The following is a 23,050-nucleotide window of genomic DNA, read 5'->3' as shown; positions in this document are numbered from 1 at the left end:
TTTTTTTATAGTTCGCTTCCAACCTTGGAAATTACAACATTTTCTGAAAAAATACAATCTTCTGCCTTGAAATACAGGAACGACCCGCTAGGGGCTGGCCTCTTTCAGGGTCCTTATGCAGACCTGCCATGGTCATAGTTTATACGGTTTAAACCGTATAAACTACGACCATGGTATGACCCGGGTACGACCCTGGAAAGACCTGAATGATTTTCAAACTTAGAAAATTCAGGAGACTGAACCGGGTTTTTAAAAGGACTGGAAGTTTATTGCTAAGCAGTCCTTAGCTTTTAGAGAAAGGAATGGGATGTGCTGGTTTATTTTGAACTTATCCCGCGGCTTGCAGGGCCTTGTATTTTGGGAGCATTTCGTCTTTTACCCATTTGAAGCGGGGCTCGAAGCGCAGGGCTTTCTCGAGGGTGCGGATGGCGTGGGGCAGGTCACCCGTCTTTTCGTAAGCGCCGGCCAGCGACACCAGGGTGCTGAGGTAAAGCCAGCGGTGGGCGGGGTGCATGTTGGCTTCCATCAGCTGGATTGCTTTTTCGTAATGGCTGATGGCATCGGTTTTCGAGCCGAAGGGGGCAGGGGCAAAAAAGCTGATGTTGCCTTTTTCGACCCAGGCGCGGGCATAGCGGTCGTCAGTTTCTATGGCATTGTCGGCGGCGCGCATGCTGCGCGGACCCTGGGTTACGGCACGAATGGGACGTAAGCCTATCCTGAACCCTATGAAGGCCGATTCAAAAGCATAGGCCTCGGCCCGGTAGCCTGGAATCTTCGAAAGGGCCTCACTATTCTTCTCGGCCTTGTCGAGCAGGACCTCTGCCTTGCCGTTTTCCTTTTCGCCCAGGTAATAGCCAATCAGGCCATACTGGGCCAGCGTCAGCTCGTAAAGCAGGTCGCCGGAAGGCTGACGGGCATAGGCCGTTTCCATCAACCGGACCGTCCGTGCCCATTGCGGCATATTGTTCAGCACATAGGCTTCGTAGATCTGCTTGCGCCAGGTATCCAGCTCCGCGATTCCCTGCGCCGCAGCAAAAAAGGAAACCGTTGCCAGCATGATATATAAAAATGTTTTTTTTAGCATGGTCATATACTTAAAATCCCTGCGATTGAACATATCCTCATTCTACCTATGGGCAGGACAAAATGTCCAATATTTCTTTATTCCTTCTTAAATCAAAAATCGTTAATCGTTAATCGTAAATCAAATGGTCTGGGGAATCAGGTAAAAGTTCTTTTGAACCCCATCAATCTAATGGTCGGCCCCGCTAAACAGCGGGGCGATGCACTGGCTGGCCGTTTTGCTTTCCCCAGGTGCTTCGCGACCCGGGGCTATTTTTAGCTGGCCCGCGTTGCGGGCAATTTTGCCAGGTTGGAAAGAAATCTTCTTTTCGAAAATCAAAAATCTCTGCCTGCATGGTGGCTTGTTCATTATTCAAAAAAAAACCTTTCTAAGGTTCTCTCCTTCTTAAATCAAAAATCGTTAATCGTTAATCGTAAATCAAATAAATCTTCCTCATACCTTCCTGCCCTTCCAGCTGCTCTTCCCCCTGATCCTTACGCGAATGGCTTCAATGATAACCACAAAGAAGGCCAATTGCTGAAAAGGCAGCAGCACGATGGTCTGCACGACATTCTGCCGGCTGGCAAACGCGGCCATTGCCCGGAGCAGGATGGCCCCCGCAAGCCATGCGAGTGCAAATTCAGTGCCAAGGGCAAGATAAACCGGAACAAAACCAAAAGTGGTGAGCAGGGCCATAAAAACCGTCAGCAGGATGCTGTTGCCAAAGAACTCAAAGACGTTCTTCGAAAAGCCCTGCAGGGCTTCGCGGAAGCTGGTGTACATCCTGCATTTCACCTGCCCGTTGCTCAGGATGGTATGCCCCCGCAACCCAAGCTTCTTGAGCTTACGGAAAATGATGATATCCTCCACTTTCTGGCTTCTAACCATTTGGTGAAAGTGATGTTTTCTATAGGTTTTGGCATGGAAGAGCATAAATTGCCCGTTGGCCGCCGAGAAGCTTGTCCAGGATGAGATGCGGGTGAAGATGAGGGGCAACAGGCTGACCAGGATCCAATTCATCAAGGGCACGGTGAGGCGTTCGCCCAGGGTGTGCATCATCTGCTGGGGGAAGATCGACAGCAGGCTAAGTTTGTGTTTCTGGAGGTGAGCCAGGGCCTGACTGATGAGTTTTGACTCTGCCGTAACATCGGCATCGATAAACAATAGGTAGTCGCCTTTGGCTTCCCGCGCCAGCTGGTGGCAGGCGTGGTTTTTTCCCAGCCAGCCCTGGGGCAAGCCCTTGCCTGGCAACAAGCGGATCCGGGAGTCTTTTTTTGCGCATTCCTCCACCAGCCTTGCGGTCTGGTCGGTGGAGAGGTCGTCATAAATCAGGATTTCCAGCTGTGGGTAGTCCTGCCTGCCCAGGCTTTCCAAAAGTTTGCCGATATTCCTTTCTTCGTTTCGGGCGGGGATCAGCACCGACACCAGGGCATTGTCTTCAGGCTGGTCCGGATGCAGCCATTGGCGGGTGAGCAGGTTGGTGAGGGCCACAAGCAGGCGCAGCACCAGGAATCCCAAAGTAAAATAGGCGAGCCAGATCATGCTTTCAGGTTTTGCTGTTCGATGCAATGTTTCAGAAAGGTGTTGTAGTCGTTCTCAATGATTTGAGGATTAAGGTCTTCGGGCAGGGTGTAGTCCTCAAGGTAAAGGTTCAGCTCGGGCCGGGGATGATCGAAATAATCGGTGAGATAGGCCATAAACACCATTTGGAAGGGTCCCTTGACATTTTTTGGGATGCGCAGCCAGCCGTGCTCAAAGCTGAGCGGGTGCTGGTGGTGCGACTGGAAGCGGCCCTGGGGAAACAACAGGACCATATTTTCAGGTTCACCGAGCAGGGAAGAGGCGTAATTCAATGATTCGATGGCGCTGCGGCTGCCCTTTTTAATGGAGAAGGCACCCATGCGGGCCAGGAAAAGCCTTTGGCTGAGCTGTTCCTCAAGGATCATCACGTGGAGTTTTCGCTTGAATACTTTTTTGCGGACGTATAAAGGGAAAAACCCATCCCACCAACTGAAGTGGTTGCCGATGACCAGCAGGGATTTGCCGGGGGCATCGATGCTTCCGTGCACGCTGACCTTACGGAACTGCAGGCGAAGGAACAGCCTGATGAAGGTGCCGAAGAAGGCCAGGTAAAAGGGATGGTGGGATGCCTTGATCATTGGAGGCGGAAATAAACGTGAAGCAAAAGGAAAAAGACGAACTGCACCAGGTACATATGCCTGGCTATGGGGTTGTTGGTGCGTATCCTGGCCAGGTGCATGATGGTCAGAAACACCAGCGAGATGACGAACCAGGCCAGATAATTCTGTAAGGGGATGTCGCCCCCGCCCCAGGTCCACATATTCAATGCCACGGCCACAGGCTCGAGGATGATGTCGTAGGCTACCATGAGGGAAGCGCCTGCAACGATTTTTACCAAAGGGTGGAGCATTTGTTTTTCAAAGATCCCGTAAACGGCATAAATGAGCAATAGCCAGTTGATGCCAATGATGAGCGGGGTTCCAAAGACCTTGAATCCCAGCACATCGTGATACTGGTATTCGCCAAAGACCAGTCCTGTAGCAACCCCAGCCATTTCCACCAGGTATCCCAGGATGGCGATCAGGGCAAACACCCATATATGGCGGGGCTGCCATTTTTCGTGAAAAGCCAGCAAAACGGCGAGGCTGCCCAGCAGCGTCAGGGGGATAAGCCGGGTAAACAGTCCGGCCGTCACCGGCCAAATCAGGCCAATAACTCCCACGGAAAAATAAAGGATGAGGAGGGCTTTGGTTTGGGTGACCCGGTTCTTTAAAATGTTGAACTTCATAGGTTTTCTTTAAGATTGGGAATTTCTTTGTCGATGATTTTTGCCGAAGCCAGGCTCAGGGGGATGCCTCCACCGGGATGCACACTGCCACCGGCAAAATAAAGGTTTTTTATCTTGTTGCGGAAGTTGGGATGGCGGTTGAAGGCCGACAGCATATTGTTGGAACTTAAGCCATAGAGCGAGCCGCGGAAGGAAGCTGTTTCTTTCTCGATGCTGCGGGGGTCGGCCATCGCTTCTGCAACGATGTATGATTCAAGGTCGATATTAAGGGTGCGTTTGATCTTTTCGAGGATGTTGCGCCGGGTCTCCTTCAGCATTTGATCCCAGTTCTGCCCGGTGTTCTCAGGGGCGTTGATCATCACATACCAGTTCTCGGAACCCCCGGGGGCATCGCCTTTGACCATTTTTGAGCTGATGAAAAGATAGACCGTAGGGTCGGGGCTGATGGTTTTGGTGTTAAACAAATGGTTAAACTCTCCGGGATAGTCTTCCGAGAACAGGATATTATGGAGTTTAAGATCTGGGAATGTGTGGTTTACTCCCCAATAAAATATCACGGCTGAAGATGACCTTTCCAGGGTCAGTTGCTTTGGTGGTATGGGAATCTGGGGCAACAGGCGGCGGTAAAAATTCACCACATCCACATCGCTCACCACGATGTCAAAGGAGAAATCCTGATCGTTCACGCGGATCCCGGTGACTTTCCCGTCCCGGGTATTCACTTTTTGCACCGGGGCATTGAAATGAAAGGTAATGCCCTGGCGCAGGGCCAGTGCGGTCAGGCTTTCGACAATAGAATACATTCCCTTTTCGGGGAAGAAGGTGCCCATGTTGTGCTCCAGGTGAGCGATCATGCGCAGGGTGGCCGGGGTCTTGTAGGGGCTCGAGCCATTGTAGGTGGCATAGCGGTCGAAGAGCTGCACTACCTTAGGATGGCTCAGCCATTTCCGGTTCCGCTTGTGCATGGTGCGGAAAGGGTCAAGCTTAAGGGAGTGGATGATGGTCTTCAGGAATTGAAGCCTTAAAAAATTGGAAGCTTTGTGCAGGGAATAAAACAGGAAAGATTCACCGGCCAGGTCATAAAGGGCTTCGCTTTCCTGCAGGTATGCCGTGATCTTCCGGCGGTTCAGGCCAGTGACCTGTTCAATTTCGGCGGCAAAGGCCTCAGGCTTCTGCCAGGCGTTCACCACGGTGCCATCTTCCCAGAAGTATTTGCAGGAAGTTTCAACAGGATGGTAACGGAAATGCTCCTCCGGGTTTTCGCCACAGAGAAGGAACAGTTCGGTGGTGAGGTCCGGAAAGGTGAACAGGGAAGGACCGGTATCGAAGCGAAAGCCTTCCATACGCAGCTCGTTGATCTTGCCACCCGCTTGGGCAGCCTGCTCAAAGACTTCTACCTGGAATCCTTTAGCTGCAAAACGGATGGCTGAAGCCAGGCCTCCTATTCCGGATCCAATTACAGCAACCTTTTGTTTCTCAGACACGCTTACAATTTTATTTTGATAAATTTAATGCTATTATGCAAACATTCATCCAGACATTTTGTTTTAAGTCGTAAAAAATGGATAATTTAGGAGTGGGTTAAGCGCAATAATAATCAGGAGAATAACATCAAAAAAACGAAAGTGAAAAAAGTATTGATCGTTGGCAGTGGCCTGGGCGCGCTCACCACCGCCCTCCGGCTTCACCGGCGCGGATACCGGGTGGAAATGGTTGAGAAATACCATCAAGCCGGGGGACGCCTTAACCAACTCAAAAAGGACGGATTTACCTGGGACCTTGGGCCAACGTTCTTTAGTATGACCTATGAGTTTCAGGAGTTTTTCGAAGACGCCCAGCTTAAAGAGATGCCCTTCACCTTCAGGGAGCTCGACACCCTTTATGCAGTGAGCTTCAGGGGATCCGACAAGCGATATTTAATCTATAAGGACCTGGACAAGCTGGCTGCGGAGTTTGAGGCCGTCGAGCCGAACTTCAAGGAAAAGATGACAAGGTTCCTGGATTCAGCCGGCAGTTTCTTTCACGATGTTGAGCATCTGGTGCTGAAAAAGAATTACGATTCGATATGGCATTACCTGCTCACCCTGATGCGGGTACCTCCTAAATATACCCCCCGCCTGTTTCGCTCGGTATGGCAAGAAATGGAGCGCCACTTTGAGTCGCGTGAAGTGAAGGAAATTTTCTCGCTAGTGGCCTTCTTCCTGGGCGCAACGCCTTTCGACACCCCTTCGATTTATACCCTTTTGTCCTACACTGAACTAGTGCACGACGGCTATCACAATGTTTACGGCGGGATGTACAAAATCGTGGAAGGCCTTAAAAAAGAAATAGACAAGGCCGGTATCCCCATTCATTTTAATACCGAGATCGTTGCGTATCAGGAAGACGGGAAGAAGCAGATTAAGGCTTTTGTGGACCAGAACGGCAAAGCCTGGGAAGCTGACCTCTTCGTAGTCAATGCGGATGCGGCCTTTTTCAGGCACAAAATATTCAAGCGGGAAAAGTTCACGGAGGAGAAAATGGACAAGATGAAGTGGACTTTGGCCCCCCTGACACTCTACATCGGTTTGGATACCAAACTTGAAAACGTTCCCCTCCATAATTATTTTCTCGGGAATAACTTTGAGGAATATGCCGGTAAGATCTTTAAGAACTCGATCAAACTTGACCAGCCCTATTACTACGTAAACGTGGTAAGTAAGAGTGACCCTGAAGCAGCGCCTGCGGGTTCTGAAAGCCTTTTTATCCTCTGCCCGGTGCCCGACCGCCGCTTTAAGCCCAATTGGGACGATAAAGATCAGGTGGCAGCCAATATCGTTGACGACCTGAGCCAGCGCATCGGCTTCGATCTGAAGAAACACATTGTGTCGCAAACTGTGCTCTCACCCATCGATTGGGAAAAAAGCTTTAACCTCTATAAGGGGAGCGGGCTTGGTCTGGGTCACGACCTGAACCAGATCGGGGGATTCCGCCCGAAGAACTTTGATGAGGTGTACGGCAACGTCTTCTATGTCGGCGCATCCACGGTACCCGGCACCGGCCTGCCCATGGCGGTGATCAGCTCTAAACTTGTCGTTGAACGTATTACCAAAGCCTATGGATCTTTACACGAGTAATGCACTGGACATTAGCGAAGTAACTACAAAGAATTACAGCACCTCCTTCTCAATGGGGGTATGGCTGCTGCGCCCGAAATACCGTCCGGCCATTTACGGCATTTATGGCTTTGTGCGCTTTGCCGACGAGATCGTGGATACCTTTCACGATCAGGACAAGCGTGCCCTGCTGGAGACTTTCCGTAAGGATACTTTCGAAGCCATTGAAAAACGGATGAGTCCAAACCCCATCCTGCATAGCTTCCAGTGGGTGGTGAACCGATACAAAATTGATCACGCCCTGATTGAGGCCTTCCTCAAAAGCATGGACATGGACCTGTACATGAAGACCTTCAACAAAGCAGAGTATCAGGAATATATTTATGGTTCTGCAGAAGTGGTGGGCCTGATGTGCCTGCGGGTTTTCTATGGGGGGGATGATGAGGGTTATGAGCGCCTGGTGCTGCCTGCCCGCAAACTGGGGGAGGCCTTTCAGAAGGTAAACTTCCTGCGCGACCTGAAAGCCGATTTCGATGAGCGGGGCAGGGTGTATTTTCCCAATGTGGCCTATGAGAGCTTTTCCGATAAGGAGAAGAAAGAAATCGAAGCGGATCTGCGTGCTGACTTTGCGGAATCACTGCCGGGCATCCGTAACTTGAAGCGCGATGTAAGATTGGGTGTTTACCTGGCCTACCGTTACTACCACGAGCTGCTGCGAAAAATTGAGCCAGCCTCTCCGCAGGAACTGACTTCCCGCCGCTTCAGCGTAAGCACGGGAAAAAAGCTTCGGTTGCTGGCCGTTTGCTGGTTCAGGCACACCTTTAATTGGGTTTAAGAATCTTTCCCTACCTTTGCCCCATAAGAATAAACCTAATGGGGCTAAGTGTTTTTTCGGATGATCATTTTATGGGTGAGGCCCTCAAGGAGGCCCAAAAAGCTTTTGATGCCGATGAGGTGCCTGTTGGGGCCGTCATTGTTTGTCAGGGGCGCATCATAGCCCGCGCGCACAACCTCACAGAACGCCTGACCGATGTTACGGCCCATGCCGAGATGCAGGCCATTACGGCTGCGGCGAACTTCCTGGGCGGGAAATACCTGACTGACTGCACGCTTTTTGTGACCGTTGAGCCCTGCCTGATGTGTGCCGGGGCCCTCAACTGGGCGCAGATCGCTAAAGTGGTCTATGGCGCTGATGATGAGAAGAAAGGATTTTCCACCTATCATTCCAACCCCTTCCACCCGAAAACGGAGGTGGTAAAAGGCATCAGGGCCGCAGAATGTGGAGCCCTGATGAAAGATTTCTTCCGGAAAAAGCGTGGCTGAACAGTCGGCTTCCCTTATTGAATGTATTTTTCCTTAATGGTCTCGTAGTCGGGGATGTTGCGGTGGGCCCACTTGGCCAGCACTACGCCATCCTTCATCAGAACGAGGCCTGGATTGGAACGGATGATGGTTTTCAGCATCGTCCCGTCAGCATTGTAAAACCTGAATGGGGTCTGATGGGTGTGCCTGAAGGAGTCAATATTATCGTATGGTGTGCCGGTCAGCGCTATGAATGAGTGGCCATCGGCTTCTGCAGCAGTTGCAAGGGGGTTTATCTTTCGTTCAAAAGCTTTGGTGTTAGCGCCTTCCAGATCATATACTACAAGGAGGAACTGGTAATCAGGATTGCCAATATATATCTCGCTATAGTCATCGCCATATTCATCATGGATGGAGAAGCCATCAATGGGAGCCGGCACGTATGGCTTTGTGATCTCGCGGCGCTGGTCCTTGAATTTCCACACCTTGTTCCATTCCTCATCGTCCCAGGGGTAGTCAGTAGCCGGGTATTCTTTGGTCTCGCCGGTTTGTTCGTTCTCGAAGATGAGATAGATGTCGGCTTCTTCGGGCTCGGGAGTCATCAGCTCCAGCACGTTATTACCCACCTTCCAGGGACGGAAGTCGATCAAAGGCAGGTTGCGCAGGCAATAGACCGAAATCAGCACGCCCAGCAAGGCTACCACACCCGAAAGGTACCAGTCCTTGCGTTCTGACCAGAAGGGTTTGATTTTTTTACGATAGATGAAGATCAGGATGGCTGCTGCCAAAAAGACAATGTTCTTGTAAAAGGTCTCCCAGTTGCTGATCACCAGGGCATCACCGAAGCAACCACAGTCGGGCACAGGATTAAAAAGGGCTACATACAACGTCAGGGGGGTGAAGAACAGCATAAACAATAGTCCGCCCCAGGCGGTAGCCTTCATTTTAATGCCCAGCAGGGTATTGACTCCAATCAGAAACTCAAGCGTGCTGAGCATAATAGCCAAAGGCAGTGCAAAGGGGAACAGCCCTTCCATTCCAAAGGAAAGGAAATAATCCTGAAACTTATAGGTGGAACCCAGGGGGTCGATGGCTTTCACAAAGCCTGAGAAGACAAAGACGAGCCCAAACATTACGCGGGCAATCCAAAGCAGTATTCGCATCGGTAAAGACTTTATTTCATTTAACGCAAGGGGAAGGAAAAAAGTTTCCGTGAGATTGCGGAAACAAATAAAGAATCCCTGCCTTCCATTAACCCGAAAGGCAGAGACCCAAAAACAGTCATGAGGAAAACCTCAAAATGCTTTTACCTTGCGGCAGGCGCTTTGGCTGCTGGCTCAGGGTTAAATCCTGGACGCTCTTGCACTTTTCCACGGATCCGGAATACCTTTTGGCCCGATGGGTCATTTGACATGGCGGTTACTACCCGGCTAATGTTGTGGACGCGTGGCGCAGGACGGAACTCAGCAGTAATGACGCCTTTCTCACCTGGCTTGACAGGTTCCTTGGTCCAGCTGGTGATGCGCGTCCCGCAGCAACCCCTGACCGAACTTACGACAAGGGGCTGATCGCCGGAGTTCAAAAATTCAATATCCATTTTTATTACATCCAGGCTGTCGGTGTAATAAGTCCCGAGATCAACAGATTCCTCAAGATATTCAAACTTTGGGCCTGCAGTTTGTCCAAAAAGCATGGTGGTGCTGAACACCAGAATGCAAAAAAGAAAAGAAACCTTTTTCATAGCATTCAATTTAAGTGTTTTAGAAATGTTAAAAGTTAACTGACAAAATTTTAAACAACAATTATACCAAAAAACAAGTTTTATTCAAATCATTTGCCGAAAATTTTTCCGGATTTATTGTTATCTGTTTTTTGGGTTTAGCTTTTTGACGGCATTCTAAGATAAAAAATGCTTAGGAAAAAACACCTTTTGGGCAATCCATTTCATAAAATCCCCGGCATAACCACAGCCTAAAGGAAAAGGATTACGACAAAAAAAGTTATTTTCATTACCAGGCGTTTTTTATTGCAGTCTAACAGGCAAAGGTAATAATATCCTGTAATTAATTTACGTGTTTTTCGGAAAATAAAGGGTCAATTTCCCTTGATTATTCCATTTTTCCGGATAAAAAAAAAGCTGCCACGGGGCAGCTTATGTTCAAGAGCCAAAGTTTAATGATTAGTGGCAGCGATTGATGCAGTCAATAATCTGCTCCAGCGCATTCTGCTTGAGGAAATAAAACGTGTTTTTCCCGGCGCGACGTGAATCCAGAACGCCTTTGGTTTTCAGAATGTTCAAATGGTGCGAGGCCGAGGCTTGTTCAATTTTTAAGGTCTCGTATATCTCGGTGACATTCATCTGGTCTTTTCTTTCAAGCAGACTAATGATAGCAATACGCATTGGATGTGCGATTGCCCTAAGCTTGCTCGCCGCTTCTTCCAATTTTTTAGGATCAAGTTTCTGGGTTGCCATAATGTTTATGTTTTTTAAAAAGTGATTACTTTTTTACAAGTGTAGCAAATATATAAATATATTTTGAAACTTCCTAGCCTTTAGAATTATTTTTTTACGATGTTTATGGGATAAACACTTGAAAATCATTGACAGGCTTGAAAAAATCAAAAAAAAGCACTAAACGCATGTTTAGTGCTTTTTAGAATTTTTAACAAATAGTCTAATGACCTTTATGCGAGCATAACTTTGCGGAAAGGAATTCACGATTCATCTGGGCAATGAATTCAACGGAAATGCCCTTTGGGCAGTCGAATTCACAGGCGTAGGTGTTTGAGCAAAAGCCAAAGCCCAGTTCGTCCATCTTTTCGACCATGCGCTGCACCCGATCGGCGGCTTCCACCTTTCCCTGGGGCAGGAGGGCGAACTGCGACACCTTGGCTGCCACAAAAAGCATGGCAGAAGAGTTCTTGCAGGCCGCCACACAGGCCCCGCAACCAATGCATACAGAGGCATCAAAAGCGCGGTCAGAGATCTTTTTATTGATGGGGATGCTGTTGGCCTCAGGGGCTGATCCGGTGGCAATATTGACAAAGCCACCTGCCTGCATGATCTTGTCAAAAGCGCTGCGGTCAACGGCAAGGTCCTTGATGATGGGGAAAGCCTTTGAACGCCAGGGCTCAACGACAATGGTATCTCCGTCCTTAAAGGCCCGCATATGTAGTTCACAGGTCGTGGTATGCTGCTGGGGACCGTGGGGACGGCCGTTGATGTATAGTCCGCAAGTACCGCAAATGCCTTCACGGCAATCGTGCTCAAAAGTGACAGGCTCTTTTCCCTCTTCAATGAGTTGCTTGTTCAAATAATCAAGCATTTCAAGAAAAGACATTTCGGGCGAAACATCACTGAGTTCGTAATCTTCGAACCTTCCCTTGGTGGTGGCGTTTTTCTGACGCCATATTTTCAGTTTAATATCCATGGCTTAAATGGGTTAAAGGCTTATTTATAACTCCTTTCCTTGAGCTCAACAAATTCGAACTTCAGGGGTTCTTTGTGCAGGGCTGGCTTTTTCGCGTGTCCATGGTATTCCCAGGCAGCCACGTAAGCGTAATTGGCATCGTCGCGTTTGGCTTCACCCTGTTCGGTTTGGTATTCCTCCCTGAAATGCGCCCCGCAGCTTTCGTTTCTGGCCAGTGCATCTTCTATCATCAGGCGTCCCACTTCAAAGAAATCAGCCACTTTAATGGCTTTTTCCAGCTCCTGGTTAAGTTCATCAGGCGTCCCGGGGATTTTGATCTCCTTCCAGAACTCCTCTTCCAGCTGATCGAGCAACTCGCGTCCTTTTTTCAGGCCTTCCGCGTTGCGGAACATCCCGCAATGGTCCCAAAGGATCTTGCCCAATCGCTTGTGGAAGGAAGAGGTGGTTTGGGTACCGTTCACTGCCATCAAGCGATCGATACGGTCCTTCACCTCTTTCTCAGCCCTTTCAAATTCCAAATGATTGGTGTCGGTTTTCGGGGTGCGGATGTCATCGGCCAGGTAGTCACTGATGGTGTATGGCAGGATAAAATACCCGTCGCCCGAGCATTGCATCAGCGAACTGGCCCCGAGCCGGTTCGCCCCGTGGTCAGAGAAGTTGCTTTCGCCGATGGCATAGAGTCCCGGAATGGTCGTCATCAGGTTGTAATCGACCCACAGCCCGCCCATGGTGTAATGCCCTGCAGGATAGATCCGCATGGGTTCGTTGTAGGGGTTGATGCCGGTGATCTTTTCATACATTTCAAACAGGTTGCCATACTTGTCCTGGATGGCCTTCTGGCCTTGTTTGGCAATGGAGTCCTTAAAGTCGAGATACACCGAAAGGCCGGTATCGCCAACGCCATAGCCGGCATCACAGCGTTCTTTGGCAGCCCTGGAGGCTACGTCGCGTGGCACCAGGTTTCCGAAAGCAGGATAGCGGCGTTCAAGGTAATAGTCGCGTTCTTCTTCGGTAATGCTGTTTGGATGGCGCTTGTCGCCTTTTTCTTTGGGCACCCAGACCCGTCCGTCATTACGCAGCGATTCCGACATCAGCGTCAGCTTGCACTGGTAATCGTTGAGCACGGGGATGCTGGTGGGGTGGATCTGGATGAAACTGGGATTGGCAAACAGAGCCCCCTTCTTGTGTGCGCTCCAGGCTGCGGTAGCATTGCTGCCCAGGGCAAGGGTCGAAAGGTAGAAAACCGTTCCATAGCCTCCCGTGGCCAGTACCACGGCGTGGGCGCCATGGCGTTCTATTTCGCCGGTGATCAGGTTGCGGGTAATGATACCCCTTGCCTTGCCATCGATCACTACCACATCGAGCATGTCGCGGCGCGAATACATCTTCACCCGTCCTTTGGCGATCTGCCTGCTTAGCGAGGAATAGGTCCCCAGCAGGCATTGCTGGCCTGTTTGCCCCTTGGCGTAAAAGGTACGTGAAACCTGCACCCCGCCAAACGAACGGTTGTCGAGCGCTCCGCCGTAGTCGCGGGCAAAGGGTACCCCCAGAGCGGTGTAATGGTCAATGACCTGGTTGCTTACTTCGGCCGCACGGTAAACGTTGGCTTCGCGGGCCCGGTAATCGCCTCCTTTGACCATATCATAAAACAGGCGGTGCACCGAATCACCATCGTTCTTGTAATTCTTGGCGGCATTGATACCTCCCTGGGCGGCTACCGAGTGTGCCCGGCGAGGGGTATCCTGGAAACAGAACACCTTCACATTGTAGCCCAGCTCGCCCAGCGAACTCGCTGCTGATGCCCCGGCTAAACCGGTGCCCACCACAATGATCTCCAGTTTTTTCTTATTGGCAGGGTTCACCAGCCGGAGCGAATTTTTGTGTTTGCTCCACTTTTCTGCAATGGGACCTTCGGGTATTTTCGAATCAAGCTTTATCATAGCTGACAGGTTTTTCGTATGATGACTCTTAATGGAAGAACAGGAAATAAATTGGAATGATGCTAAAACCTATGCTGATCACCAGGGCGTAGATGGTACCGATGACCTTGATGGCAGGGAAATACTTGTCGTGATTCAAGCCCAGGGTCTGAAAGGCCGACTGGAAGGCGTGCTTGAGGTGAAATCCCAGGAATATAAAGCAAACCAAATAAATGATCACGTATAAAGGATCGCTGAACAACACCTCAGCCATCGAATAAAAATCATGTGAGCCACTGGCATAATCGGGAACATCGACCCATCCCAACTTCACGAAAAAGAAGTTAACCAGGTGGATAACCAGGAACACAAAGATGATCAAACCGGTGTGAATCATAAACTTCGAGAAATAAGAAGTCTCGGAGTTCTGCGCCACATAATACTTTACTGGGCGTGCCCGGGTGTTGTTGATCCATACCGTGATGCCCATCAGGATATGAATGATGAACCCAGCAAATAAAACGTACTCAACCACCTTGATCAGGGGATTGCTGCTGAGGAACTCCACGGCACTATCAAATGCCTGGCTGTCGCCCGTTAGCAGCAACAGATTGGTCAGTAAATGCGTGCATAGAAACAGCATCAGGAACAAGCCTGCCAGAGCCAGTATTGTCTTATGGCTCACTGATGATAGCTTTAAAATCGATTGTTTCATGTGTAGTGTGATTGGTTGGATTCACTGGGTATGAAAAACACAAAGGATTAGAAACACTAAAAATCCCGGAATTTTGCCCGGGAAAATTCTCCGAAGCGTTAAATTATGCTAAATCACGCAACCGGTCTTGGCAATTTTTAGTTTATTTGCAAGAAAGCCCTTCCCGGGAAAGGCACGGACTCAATGAAACAGCTTGTTGGAGCCCATCGGCAAACAAATGTAGATTATAGATACATTTTTTGCAAACAATTCGCTTATTTGAATTCTTTTTAAATAACAATAAATCAGTAATTTTAAGCCTGTAAATTTTCTTACCCTATGAAATACTTGCCAATTGACAGCAGCATCTTTTTCAACAACCGGAAAAACTTTACTGAAAAATTAGCCCCGGGCTCCGTTGCTTTCATTCTTTCCAATGATGAGCAGCCCCGCAGTGCCGACCAGTTTTTCCCGTTCAGGCAGAATCCAGACTTCTTATACCTCACTGGCATTGACCAGGAAAAGAGCATCCTGATGCTGTTTCCCGACAGCCCCAACCCCGCACTGCGTGAGGTGTTGTTTTTGCTTGAGACCAATGAGCACATCGCCGTTTGGGAAGGCCATAAGTATACCAAGGATGAGGCTACCGAGGCTTCGGGCATTCAATCGGTGCTTTGGCTGCCCGCTTTCGAGGCGATGATGAAGGAAGCGATGGTTTATGCTGAGAATGTTTACCTCAACACCATCGAGAATTCCCGCTACCCCGGCGAGCATAATTACCGCAGCCTTCGCTTTGCCCACGACCTGATGAAACGCTACCCCCTGCACCACTACCGCAGGGCCAACCCCATCATCACCGCCCAGCGCCTGGTAAAGTCACCGGGAGAACTGGAGCTGATGCAAAAGGCCATTGACATTACCACCGGGGCTTACCTCAGGGTGCTGAAGTTTGTGAAACCAGGGGTGATGGAATATGAGGTGGAGGCTGAGGTGGTGCATGAATATATCCGCAACCGAGCTACGGGCCATTCCTTTTACCCCATCGTGGCCTCGGGCGCCAATGCTTGCGTGCTTCACTATGTGGCCAACAACCAGGAATGCCGCGATGGCGACCTGCTCCTTCTCGACACCGGGGCCGAATATGCCAACTATGCAGGCGATATGACGCGCACCTTTCCTGTTAATGGCCGTTTCACTAAGCGCCAGAAAGAAGTTTACAATGCCTGCCTGCGCGTCCTGAAGGAAGCCCGGCAAATGCTCTTGGTGGGCACCCATATCGATGCCTATCACAAGGAAGTGATGAAGGTGATGGAAAAGGAACTCCTGGGACTGGGGCTGATCACCCGTCACGACATCGAAAAACAGGACCCGGCCAATCCCGCCCTCAAAAAATATTATCCCCACGGCACCTCCCATTTCATGGGCCTCGATGTGCACGACGAAGGCCACCGCTTCGAGCCCTTCCGGCCGGGTATGGTCCTTTCGTGCGAGCCCGGCATTTATATCCCCGAAGAGGGCATTGGCATCCGCATCGAAAACGACATCCTCATCACCGAAAACGGCCCCAAAGACCTGACAGCAGGCGTGCCCGTCGAGGTGGAGGAGATCGAGGATATTATGAACAGCTAAAATGGGTTGTCGATATTATCAATATTATCAATATTATCAATATTATCAATATTGTCAATCTTGTCTTTGGTTTTTCAGTTGAAAAAAATAAAAACCAATCAAAAAACCAGGTAACCCGACCACCCAACCAAAATGACAATCACGCACATGGGGAAACAACGATGACAATATTGACAATTTTGATAATAATGACAATCCGCAGGCCAGCGGACCAACAACGAAAACACTTATAAAACAATCACTTAAATCCTAATACTATGTTCGAAACAAAAACCTATGTAAATCGCAGGAAGAAACTCCGCGAAAGCCTCAAGGACGGTATTGTACTGATCCTGGGCAACGGCGATGTCCCCATGAACTACGCCGGCAACACCTATCATTTCAGGCAGGACAGCAATTTCCTGTATTTCTTTGGCATTGACCACCAGGACCTGGCAGGGGTGATCGATTTGGATAACAACGTTGAATATCTGTTTGGCGATGATGTTTCTATCGATGATATCATTTGGATGGGCCCCCAACCCCTTTTAAAAGATAAGGCCGAAAAAGTAGGCGTGCGCAATACCATGCCTTTTGATGAGCTCTTCAGATTCCTGAAAAACAGCATGGAAGCAGATCGCAAGATCCATTTCCTGCCTCCTTACCGGGCTGAGAACAAGATCCTGCTGAATAAAATGCTGGGTATCCCTGTCGAGCAACTCAAGGCCCTTGCTTCCGTTGAGTTGATCAAGGCGGTGGTGGCCCTGCGCGAAATCAAGGAACCCGAAGAGGTGGACGAAATTGAAAAGGCCATCGAGACAGGCTACAAGATGCATACCACCGCCATGAAAATGGCCAAGCCCGGCGTTTATGAGCGAGAAATTGCCGGCGTGGTCGAAGGCATTGCCCTCTCAGGTGGCGGCTCACTGTCGTTCCCCATCATCCTGAGCAAACACGGGGAGACCCTTCACAACCATTACCACGGCAACAAGCTCGAGGCTGGCGACCTGATGGTGGTTGATACAGGTTGCGAAACCACCATGCGCTATGCCAGCGACCATACGCGCACCATCCCCGTAGGCGGTAAGTTCAGCCAGCGCCAGAAAGAGATCTATGAAATCGTTCTGGAAGCTAATGTGAAAGCCATTGAAGCTATAAAACCCGGGGTGACTTACAAGAGCATCCACATGCTGGCCATTACCATCATCGGCGAAGGCCTCAAAAAACTGGGACTGATGAAAGGCGATATTTCCAAAGCCGTTGAATTGGCCGCCACCGCCCTGTTTATGCCCCACGGACTGGGCCATATGATGGGACTGGATGTGCACGATATGGAAGACCTGGGCGAGAACTTCGTGGGTTATGATGACGAAGTGAAGCGCTCCGATCTGTTTGGCACCGCTTACCTGCGTCTCGGTAAACGGCTAAAGCCCGGATTTGTGCTCACCGTTGAACCCGGAATCTATTTCATCCCCGCCCTGATTGAGCAATGGGAAAAAGAAGGAAAATTCACCGAGTTCATCAATTACGATAAGGTGAAGGAATATATCGGCTTCGGAGGGATTCGCATCGAAGACGATGTGCTGGTGACCGATGACGGCTACAGGGTGCTTGGTCCCCTGATTCCCAAGACCGTTGCTGATGTGGAAAGCCTTATGGTCTGATCGTAAATTGTCCCTGAAAAAGAATCAGCCACCAAGTCGCTGACCTGGTGGCTGTTTTTTTCCGGGGAGGGGGTGTGGGGTGTGCCCGCTTTTTTTGGGGGCTTGCTTTGCGCGCTGAAAGGGTGGACTGCCTCTTTATCCGGCATTCACCAGCATGGCCGCACGTTTCAGGTGGAGCTTCGGAGGCGTCTCTTCCTGGACCCGCCGGCACACGATCTGGTTCTTCTCGCACCAGTCCGAAAAACTGATGCCCGTGTTGCTGGCTTCCCTGAAGTCATTCATCAGGTGGTCCTCGATGCAGATCAAATCCTCACGGCTCTTCAGCAGTTTCAGGATGATGTCTTTATAGGTCATCTGCGTCTGGGGTTTTTATGTTTAACCACCTGGTTATTCCTTGTTGATCTGGATGGCCGTCAGCTGTCGCCTGATTTCCTTGTAACTTCGGATGAGCCGCGATATCAGCTCGCATTCCCGGGTATTGAGTAAATAAATCACATCTTCGTTCTTCTCGAGATCCTCGAGGTACTTTAGTTCTTTGTCGGACAACATATCAATACGCTTTTTAAGGTTTGATTTTTTTTTGGGTGATTTCATTTTTCAGATGTTTTTTTCTCCTTGTTTGACGGTTGGTGCGGGGAGGCTTCCGGTCAAACGCAGATCTGGCCCATCTTTAAAGTATAAGATGTCGCATGCATTTATATTTTCTGAGTTTTATTTGTTCTGAAACAAATTTACATTGGGGTACCACCTACACTATTATGGTAAATACCTTAAATGTACAGGTGAAATACGTGGTTTTTATCCCGGGGATATGACCTGTTTGGTGGTTTTCTAAGGGGCTCTTCCGGGAAACTGGAAACGGCGCTAATGCAGGGGCTGAGGGATGGATTGGATGAGTTTACGGGTATAATCCTGTGAAGGCCGGGCATATAGGGCATCAGCCTCGCCCAGTTCAACCATTTTTCCTTCACGCATCACCAGGATGCGGTCGGCCATGTACCTCACCACGGAGAGGTCGTGTGAGATAAATATATAAGTCAGGTTGAACTCTGCCTTGAGTGTATTCAGCAGGTTGAGCACCTGGGCCTGTACTGAGACGTCGAGGGCTGAGACGGACTCATCGCAGATGATGAATTCAGGTTCGAGGGCCAGGGCACGCGCAATGGCGATGCGTTGCCGCTGCCCGCCCGAAAATTCGTGGGGGTATCTCGAAAAGTGACCTGCTTCCAGCCCCACCTTTTCCAGCAGGTCCATCACTTTCTCCCTGCGCGCCTTATCGTTGCCAAGGATGCCATGCACCCGCATAGGCTCTAAGATGGCCTTGCCGATTGACAAGCCCGGGGTTAGGGACGAATAAGGATCCTGGAAAATAATCTGTAAGCGCGGCCTGAACTTTTTTAACGCCCTTGGCGGGAGCGTCGAAAGGTCGCGGCCCTTATAAAAGACCTGCCCTGCCGAGGGCTCCACCAGCCGCATGATGCTTCGCCCCAGGGTGGTCTTGCCGCAGCCCGACTCCCCGACAAGACCCAGCGTCTCTCCGGCATAGACCGAAAAGCTGACCCCGTCCACTGCGCGGTGATGCTTCATTGCCTTGCCAAAGAAACTGCGCTTGGTTACAAAACGCGTTGTCAGTGTTTTTACCTCCAGTACCGGCTCCTGCGCATAAATTCGCTGGTGGCGTTTTTCGCGATCAGAAAGGGCTTCAATAATCACCTCGGGCAAGGCATCGCCGGCTTCAAGGAAATCGTTTACAACAGGTAACCTCAGGGGGCGGTCGCCACTACCCGGCCGGCAAGCCACCAGGGCACGCGTATAAGGATGCGTGGCCGATTTGAATATTTTTTCTATGCTGCCCTCTTCCACGATGCTTCCCTTGAGCATCACCGCTGCCCGGGCCGCAATGCGCGAGACCACCCCCAGGTCGTGCGTGATGAAAATGACCGACATCCCATGGCTTTGCTGTAATTGCTTCAACAACACCAGGATACTGTTCTGTACGGTGACATCCAGGGCAGTGGTGGGTTCATCGGCAATGAGGAGACGGGGGTTGCAGGCGATGGCCATGGCAATCATCACCCGCTGGCGTTGCCCGCCCGAAAGCTGGTGTGGATAAGCCTTAAAGATCCTTTCAGGCTGAGGCAGCCTCACTTCTTCAAATAACTTCATGACCCTTTTCCGGGCTTCGGCCGGCCCGGCCTGGCGGTGCCACAGCAGGACTTCCTCCACCTGTTCGCCACAGCGCTTCACCGGGTTGAGCGAGGTCATGGGCTCCTGGAAGATCATCCCGATATGACGACCCCTGACCTGTTGCATCTGCGAATCACCGAGCTGCAGCAGATCGATGCGCCCCCCTTCAGGGTGTTCAAACCAGATATTTCCCGAGCTGACCTTTGCCGTGCGGCGGCTCAAAAGGCCCATAATGGCCAGTGAGGTGACTGACTTGCCAGAACCTGATTCACCTACCAGGCCCATCGTTTCCCCGGCATCCAATGAAAAGCTGACCTGTTTTACTGCCTGCGTCTTCCCTTGATCGGTAGTAAATTCCACCGAAAGGTTTTCCACCGTCAATAAGGGTTTTCGATCCATACAGCCATTTTCTGAGGCAAACTTACAAATAAGTCAGCAGGTTTTTATCACGCTTCACGGTCAAGGCAATCAAAAATTCCGGAAACAGATCCGAAGGTTAAATTGTCCTTCCATACCCCTGTTAAATTCATAGTTAATACGGAGTTAATACGGAGTTTATTCGGTTTAAACCGAATAAACTCCGTATTAACTATGAGCGTGGTCAGAACCTGGTTCCTGCGTTTTAATATAAATTATATGCTTATAATATTGATTATGAGTAAAATAGGTCTTTCATGTTGAATGTAAAGCAATTTTTGTCTTCTTTGTGTAAAATAGGAAAGAAAAAGGTGTGCAAAAAAAGAGGCGGTCCCTGGTTTGGGGCCGCCTCTTATGGAAGGATTTCCAAAAGAAATTATTTTGTGGCTTCGCCGGGTTTGCGCCACCTGACTTCATAGTAGCCAGGGCGTTCTTCCACGGCCCTGCGATTGAAGTCTTCATCATAACCCACGCCGCGAACACTTTGTTTGCCATCCTCGTATTCGTGGATGTAGCGGTCGTTGTACTTGGCAAAGATGTAATGCCCCAGTTCGCGCCAGCGTTCCACTACGTATTCGGCATTGCTGACCGAGAAATCGGTGAGATAGCTGTTGAGCAGTTCGGGGCTGTCCTTGCCCAGGAAGATAGCGGCCTGGTCAACGGCTTTGGTCATGGCCACCGAGCGGTCTTCGAGTGTCTTCTGTACCTTCTGGATGTCGCCAATAATGGGTTCATAAAGGCCATAGGCATAGTTGGCCACCAGGTTAAACACCCAGAACGCCGAGTTCCAGTCAAACTCCCTGATGGTTCCGGTGGTGAGGCTTACGGGTGCTTTTTCCATTCCCATATAGAGGGGCATATAGCAGGTTGAATAAGTATCGTCGACGCCATACCAGAAGATGCCACCGATTTCATCCGGCAGCCAGTTGCGCGACTGGGCCACGAAGGAGAAGGCGGTTTGCTGCTGTGAGATGGGCCTTTCGTAGGCATACTGTTTGTCATCGCCTTCGAGCTGGAAGCCCAGGGGGCGCCAGCGATAGGGCAATCCATGGGGGCCTGCCGCAGCGCCTTTGGTCATGTCGTAGGGCGTATCCTGGAAATGGTCGCGCACCAGGGCCATCATGTCCTGGTTGCTGATCTTTTTGTCGGGCTTGATGAAGAGGGGATAGGGATCGGCCTCTTCAACGCAGCGCCAGAAATCATCGGAGAAGTTGGCCGATGGGCTTACCCTGCGGTAAACACTCCATACACGGCCTTCGCAAAGCAGTCTGGAATAGCAGCTGGCAGGGGCATAGGTGTCGGCGAAGCTGAAGTCGCGGTCGCGACCGTCAAACCATTCCATTTCGCGGGCAAAGTCAACAACGTCATCGCTCCACATCCAGTTTTCGGTGTCGTTGAAATCGATCTGGCGGATGCGGGCGGTGTTGGCGTGGGCTGTGACATAGCCATCGGGGACGCGGGCAGCTACCCATACAGCGCCTTGGCCGTGCTCGCCCTTGCCGATGAGTTCAAACAGCCAGACCTCGTCCTTGTCGGCCACCGAGAACGATTCGCCGGTGCTGGCGTAGCCATACTGGTCGATCAGGTCGGTGATGATCTTAATGGCTTCGCGGGCAGTAGAGGCACGCTGCAGGGCCAGGTACATCAGGCTGCCGTAGTCGAGGATGCCGTTGGGGGTGCTCAGTTCGCGGCGGCCGGTAAAAGTGGTTTCGCCTATGGCCACCTGGTGTTCGTTCATATTGCCGATCACGCGGTAGGTATGAGCCACCTGGGGGATGCTTCCCAGGAAATCGCCGGTATCCCATTCGTAAATGTCAATGGAATCGCCGGGTGCGTGATCTTTGGCCGGGCTGAAATACAGGGGGTCCATAAAACCGCCCGAATCGGCCAGGTAACTGATCATGACACTGCCGTCAGCACTTGCACCGCGCGATACCAGCACGTTGGTACAGGCATTGGCCAATTGTACCGCGCCGAAAAGCATTACTAAACTCAGGATAACAGTAAGGATTTGGGTTCTTTTCATATAAAATAATGGTTATGGTTTGGTTGTTTAGCGTACAAAAATAATAGAATTCCCGAACCTTGGTGAAATTTTGTAATACAAACATTGACTGTTAGTTGTGAAAACAGAAAGGCATCCGGGCCGATTTGCTATATTTGCAAAAAGAACTGTTGCATTCGTATTACCTGTTTGTTAATTTATCCTTTTAAAACAAAAATAATGAAGAGACACTCCTTGTTTTTCCTGATCCTTGTGTTTGGGTTTGCAGCCTGCGGGCCGAGGCAACAAACAAAAGAAACCGAAGAAACTCTGCCTCTGGCCCTGCTTGAGGATGCCAACCAGCAGGCCTTTTTCAATAATCTTTACAAGCTTTGCGGGCAGTCATTTGCCGGTCGTGAGGTGTTTATGATTGAAGAGAATGAAAGTTGGGCCCATCTCGATTTTGTGATGCATGTGACCGAGTGTGGTGACGACAGGATCCTGATCCCCTTCCATCTGTCGGAGGACCATTCGCGCACCTGGATGTTCGTGGTGGAGGAGGGAAAGCTTCGTTTCCGCCACGATCACCGGCACGAGGACGGAACGCCCGATGAAGTGACCCTTTACGGGGGGTATGCCACCCGGGAAGGGACGGCTTTTGTCCAGCACTTCCCTGCCGACGATTATACCTGCCAGTTAATTCCCTATGCCTGCAACAATGAGTGGATCGTTGAGATTGCAGAGGACTTTTCAAGCTTTACCTATAAGCTCACCCGCGATGGGGTGCTTCGCTTTGAAGCTGCCTTTGACCTGACCCAACCAATCCAACAGGAATAATCGGGAGGGGCGTTGAAGGGAGCCTGCTCTGCTGTTTTTA

22 protein-coding genes are annotated in these 23,050 nt (G+C 50.3%); 7 read left to right on the top strand and 15 right to left on the bottom strand.

The genetic code is table 11. From position 1 onward, the window contains the following. Positions 1–328: 328 nt before the first annotated feature. Complete coding sequence (locus tag V2I46_09140) at positions 329–1,057, bottom strand: tetratricopeptide repeat protein (GenBank protein MEE4177662.1); 729 nt, start codon at positions 1,055–1,057, stop codon at positions 329–331. A gap of 226 nt (positions 1,058–1,283) precedes the next feature. Here V2I46_09140 and V2I46_09135 point away from each other — a divergent pair, with 226 nt between their 5' ends. Beyond that, positions 1,284–1,472, top strand: a complete 189-nt coding sequence (locus tag V2I46_09135) for a hypothetical protein (protein ID MEE4177661.1) — start codon at positions 1,284–1,286, stop codon at positions 1,470–1,472. A 44-nt stretch (positions 1,473–1,516) separates the two neighbouring features. Here the strand turns inward: V2I46_09135 and V2I46_09130 are convergent, their stop codons facing one another. Genes V2I46_09130 through crtD form a run of 4 tightly spaced genes read right to left on the bottom strand, consistent with a single transcriptional unit; the run spans position 1,517 to position 5,356 of the window. After that, positions 1,517–2,605: a glycosyltransferase gene (locus V2I46_09130; GenBank protein MEE4177660.1), complete on the bottom strand. Its 1,089-nt coding sequence runs from the start codon at positions 2,603–2,605 to the stop codon at positions 1,517–1,519. Then, positions 2,602–3,222, bottom strand: a complete 621-nt coding sequence (locus tag V2I46_09125) for a lysophospholipid acyltransferase family protein (protein ID MEE4177659.1) — start codon at positions 3,220–3,222, stop codon at positions 2,602–2,604. The genes V2I46_09130 and V2I46_09125 overlap by 4 nt, the downstream gene beginning before the upstream one ends. Then, the gene (locus V2I46_09120; GenBank protein ID MEE4177658.1) at positions 3,219–3,872 is read right to left on the bottom strand and encodes a carotenoid biosynthesis protein; all 654 of its coding nucleotides are present in this window, start codon (positions 3,870–3,872) and stop codon (positions 3,219–3,221) included. Before V2I46_09120 ends, V2I46_09125 begins: the two co-directional genes overlap by 4 nt. Further along, positions 3,869–5,356 carry a 1-hydroxycarotenoid 3,4-desaturase CrtD gene (crtD, locus tag V2I46_09115; GenBank protein ID MEE4177657.1) on the bottom strand — a complete coding sequence of 496 codons (1,488 nt, stop codon included), beginning with the start codon at positions 5,354–5,356 and terminating at the stop codon, positions 3,869–3,871. The genes V2I46_09120 and crtD overlap by 4 nt, the downstream gene beginning before the upstream one ends. 141 nt (positions 5,357–5,497) lie before the next feature. Between crtD and crtI the strand changes: the two genes are divergently transcribed. Genes crtI through V2I46_09100 form a run of 3 tightly spaced genes read left to right on the top strand, consistent with a single transcriptional unit; the run spans position 5,498 to position 8,290 of the window. Continuing rightward, entirely contained in the window at positions 5,498–6,988 is a 1,491-nt protein-coding gene (gene crtI / locus V2I46_09110; GenBank protein MEE4177656.1) for a phytoene desaturase family protein, read from the top strand. Further along, complete coding sequence (locus V2I46_09105) at positions 6,969–7,802, top strand: phytoene/squalene synthase family protein (protein MEE4177655.1); 834 nt, start codon at positions 6,969–6,971, stop codon at positions 7,800–7,802. Before crtI ends, V2I46_09105 begins: the two co-directional genes overlap by 20 nt. A gap of 38 nt (positions 7,803–7,840) precedes the next feature. Then, entirely contained in the window at positions 7,841–8,290 is a 450-nt protein-coding gene (locus V2I46_09100) for a nucleoside deaminase (protein ID MEE4177654.1), read from the top strand. Positions 8,291–8,304: 14 nt separating this feature from the next. Here V2I46_09100 and V2I46_09095 read toward each other — a convergent pair whose 3' ends face one another. The 6 genes from V2I46_09095 to V2I46_09070 form a co-directional block, all read right to left on the bottom strand. After that, on the bottom strand, positions 8,305–9,432 hold the full coding sequence (locus V2I46_09095) for a BT_3928 family protein (GenBank protein ID MEE4177653.1): 1,128 nt from the start codon (positions 9,430–9,432) through the stop codon (positions 8,305–8,307). Between the two features lie 143 nt (positions 9,433–9,575). Then, entirely contained in the window at positions 9,576–10,010 is a 435-nt protein-coding gene (locus tag V2I46_09090) for a DUF1573 domain-containing protein (GenBank protein ID MEE4177652.1), read from the bottom strand. A gap of 438 nt (positions 10,011–10,448) precedes the next feature. Next, entirely contained in the window at positions 10,449–10,742 is a 294-nt protein-coding gene (locus V2I46_09085) for a metalloregulator ArsR/SmtB family transcription factor (protein ID MEE4177651.1), read from the bottom strand. Positions 10,743–10,944: 202 nt separating this feature from the next. Beyond that, positions 10,945–11,700, bottom strand: coding sequence for a succinate dehydrogenase/fumarate reductase iron-sulfur subunit (locus V2I46_09080; protein ID MEE4177650.1), 756 nt, complete (start codon positions 11,698–11,700; stop codon positions 10,945–10,947). A 20-nt stretch (positions 11,701–11,720) separates the two neighbouring features. Then, positions 11,721–13,640, bottom strand: coding sequence for a fumarate reductase/succinate dehydrogenase flavoprotein subunit (locus V2I46_09075; GenBank protein MEE4177649.1), 1,920 nt, complete (start codon positions 13,638–13,640; stop codon positions 11,721–11,723). Positions 13,641–13,668: 28 nt separating this feature from the next. After that, positions 13,669–14,334 carry a succinate dehydrogenase cytochrome b subunit gene (locus V2I46_09070; GenBank protein MEE4177648.1) on the bottom strand — a complete coding sequence of 222 codons (666 nt, stop codon included), beginning with the start codon at positions 14,332–14,334 and terminating at the stop codon, positions 13,669–13,671. Between the two features lie 318 nt (positions 14,335–14,652). On the opposite strand from V2I46_09070, the gene V2I46_09065 reads away from it, so the two are divergent. Both V2I46_09065 and V2I46_09060 read left to right on the top strand, forming a co-directional pair. Then, positions 14,653–15,942 (top strand): aminopeptidase P N-terminal domain-containing protein, encoded by a 1,290-nt coding sequence (locus V2I46_09065; GenBank protein MEE4177647.1) that lies wholly within the window; start codon positions 14,653–14,655, stop codon positions 15,940–15,942. 257 nt (positions 15,943–16,199) lie between these two features. Next, positions 16,200–17,585 (top strand): aminopeptidase P family protein, encoded by a 1,386-nt coding sequence (locus V2I46_09060; protein ID MEE4177646.1) that lies wholly within the window; start codon positions 16,200–16,202, stop codon positions 17,583–17,585. A 135-nt stretch (positions 17,586–17,720) separates the two neighbouring features. On the opposite strand, the gene V2I46_09055 is transcribed toward V2I46_09060, so the two are convergent. The 4 genes from V2I46_09055 to V2I46_09040 form a co-directional block, all read right to left on the bottom strand. Then, positions 17,721–17,939, bottom strand: coding sequence for a hypothetical protein (locus V2I46_09055; GenBank protein ID MEE4177645.1), 219 nt, complete (start codon positions 17,937–17,939; stop codon positions 17,721–17,723). Between the two features lie 33 nt (positions 17,940–17,972). Continuing rightward, positions 17,973–18,179, bottom strand: a complete 207-nt coding sequence (locus V2I46_09050; GenBank protein MEE4177644.1) for a hypothetical protein — start codon at positions 18,177–18,179, stop codon at positions 17,973–17,975. Positions 18,180–18,449: 270 nt separating this feature from the next. Further along, entirely contained in the window at positions 18,450–20,171 is a 1,722-nt protein-coding gene (locus V2I46_09045) for an ABC transporter ATP-binding protein (GenBank protein MEE4177643.1), read from the bottom strand. A 394-nt stretch (positions 20,172–20,565) separates the two neighbouring features. Continuing rightward, positions 20,566–22,215, bottom strand: coding sequence for a C69 family dipeptidase (locus V2I46_09040; protein MEE4177642.1), 1,650 nt, complete (start codon positions 22,213–22,215; stop codon positions 20,566–20,568). 198 nt (positions 22,216–22,413) lie between these two features. Here V2I46_09040 and V2I46_09035 point away from each other — a divergent pair, with 198 nt between their 5' ends. Then, on the top strand, positions 22,414–23,010 hold the full coding sequence (locus V2I46_09035) for a hypothetical protein (protein ID MEE4177641.1): 597 nt from the start codon (positions 22,414–22,416) through the stop codon (positions 23,008–23,010). Positions 23,011–23,050 lie beyond the last annotated feature (40 nt).

The sequence above is a fragment of the Bacteroides sp. genome (assembly GCA_036351255.1).
GTDB lineage: Bacteria > Bacteroidota > Bacteroidia > Bacteroidales > UBA7960 > UBA7960.
Note: the sequence above shows the minus strand (reverse complement) of the source record. Positions and strands in the feature narration are given on the sequence as shown.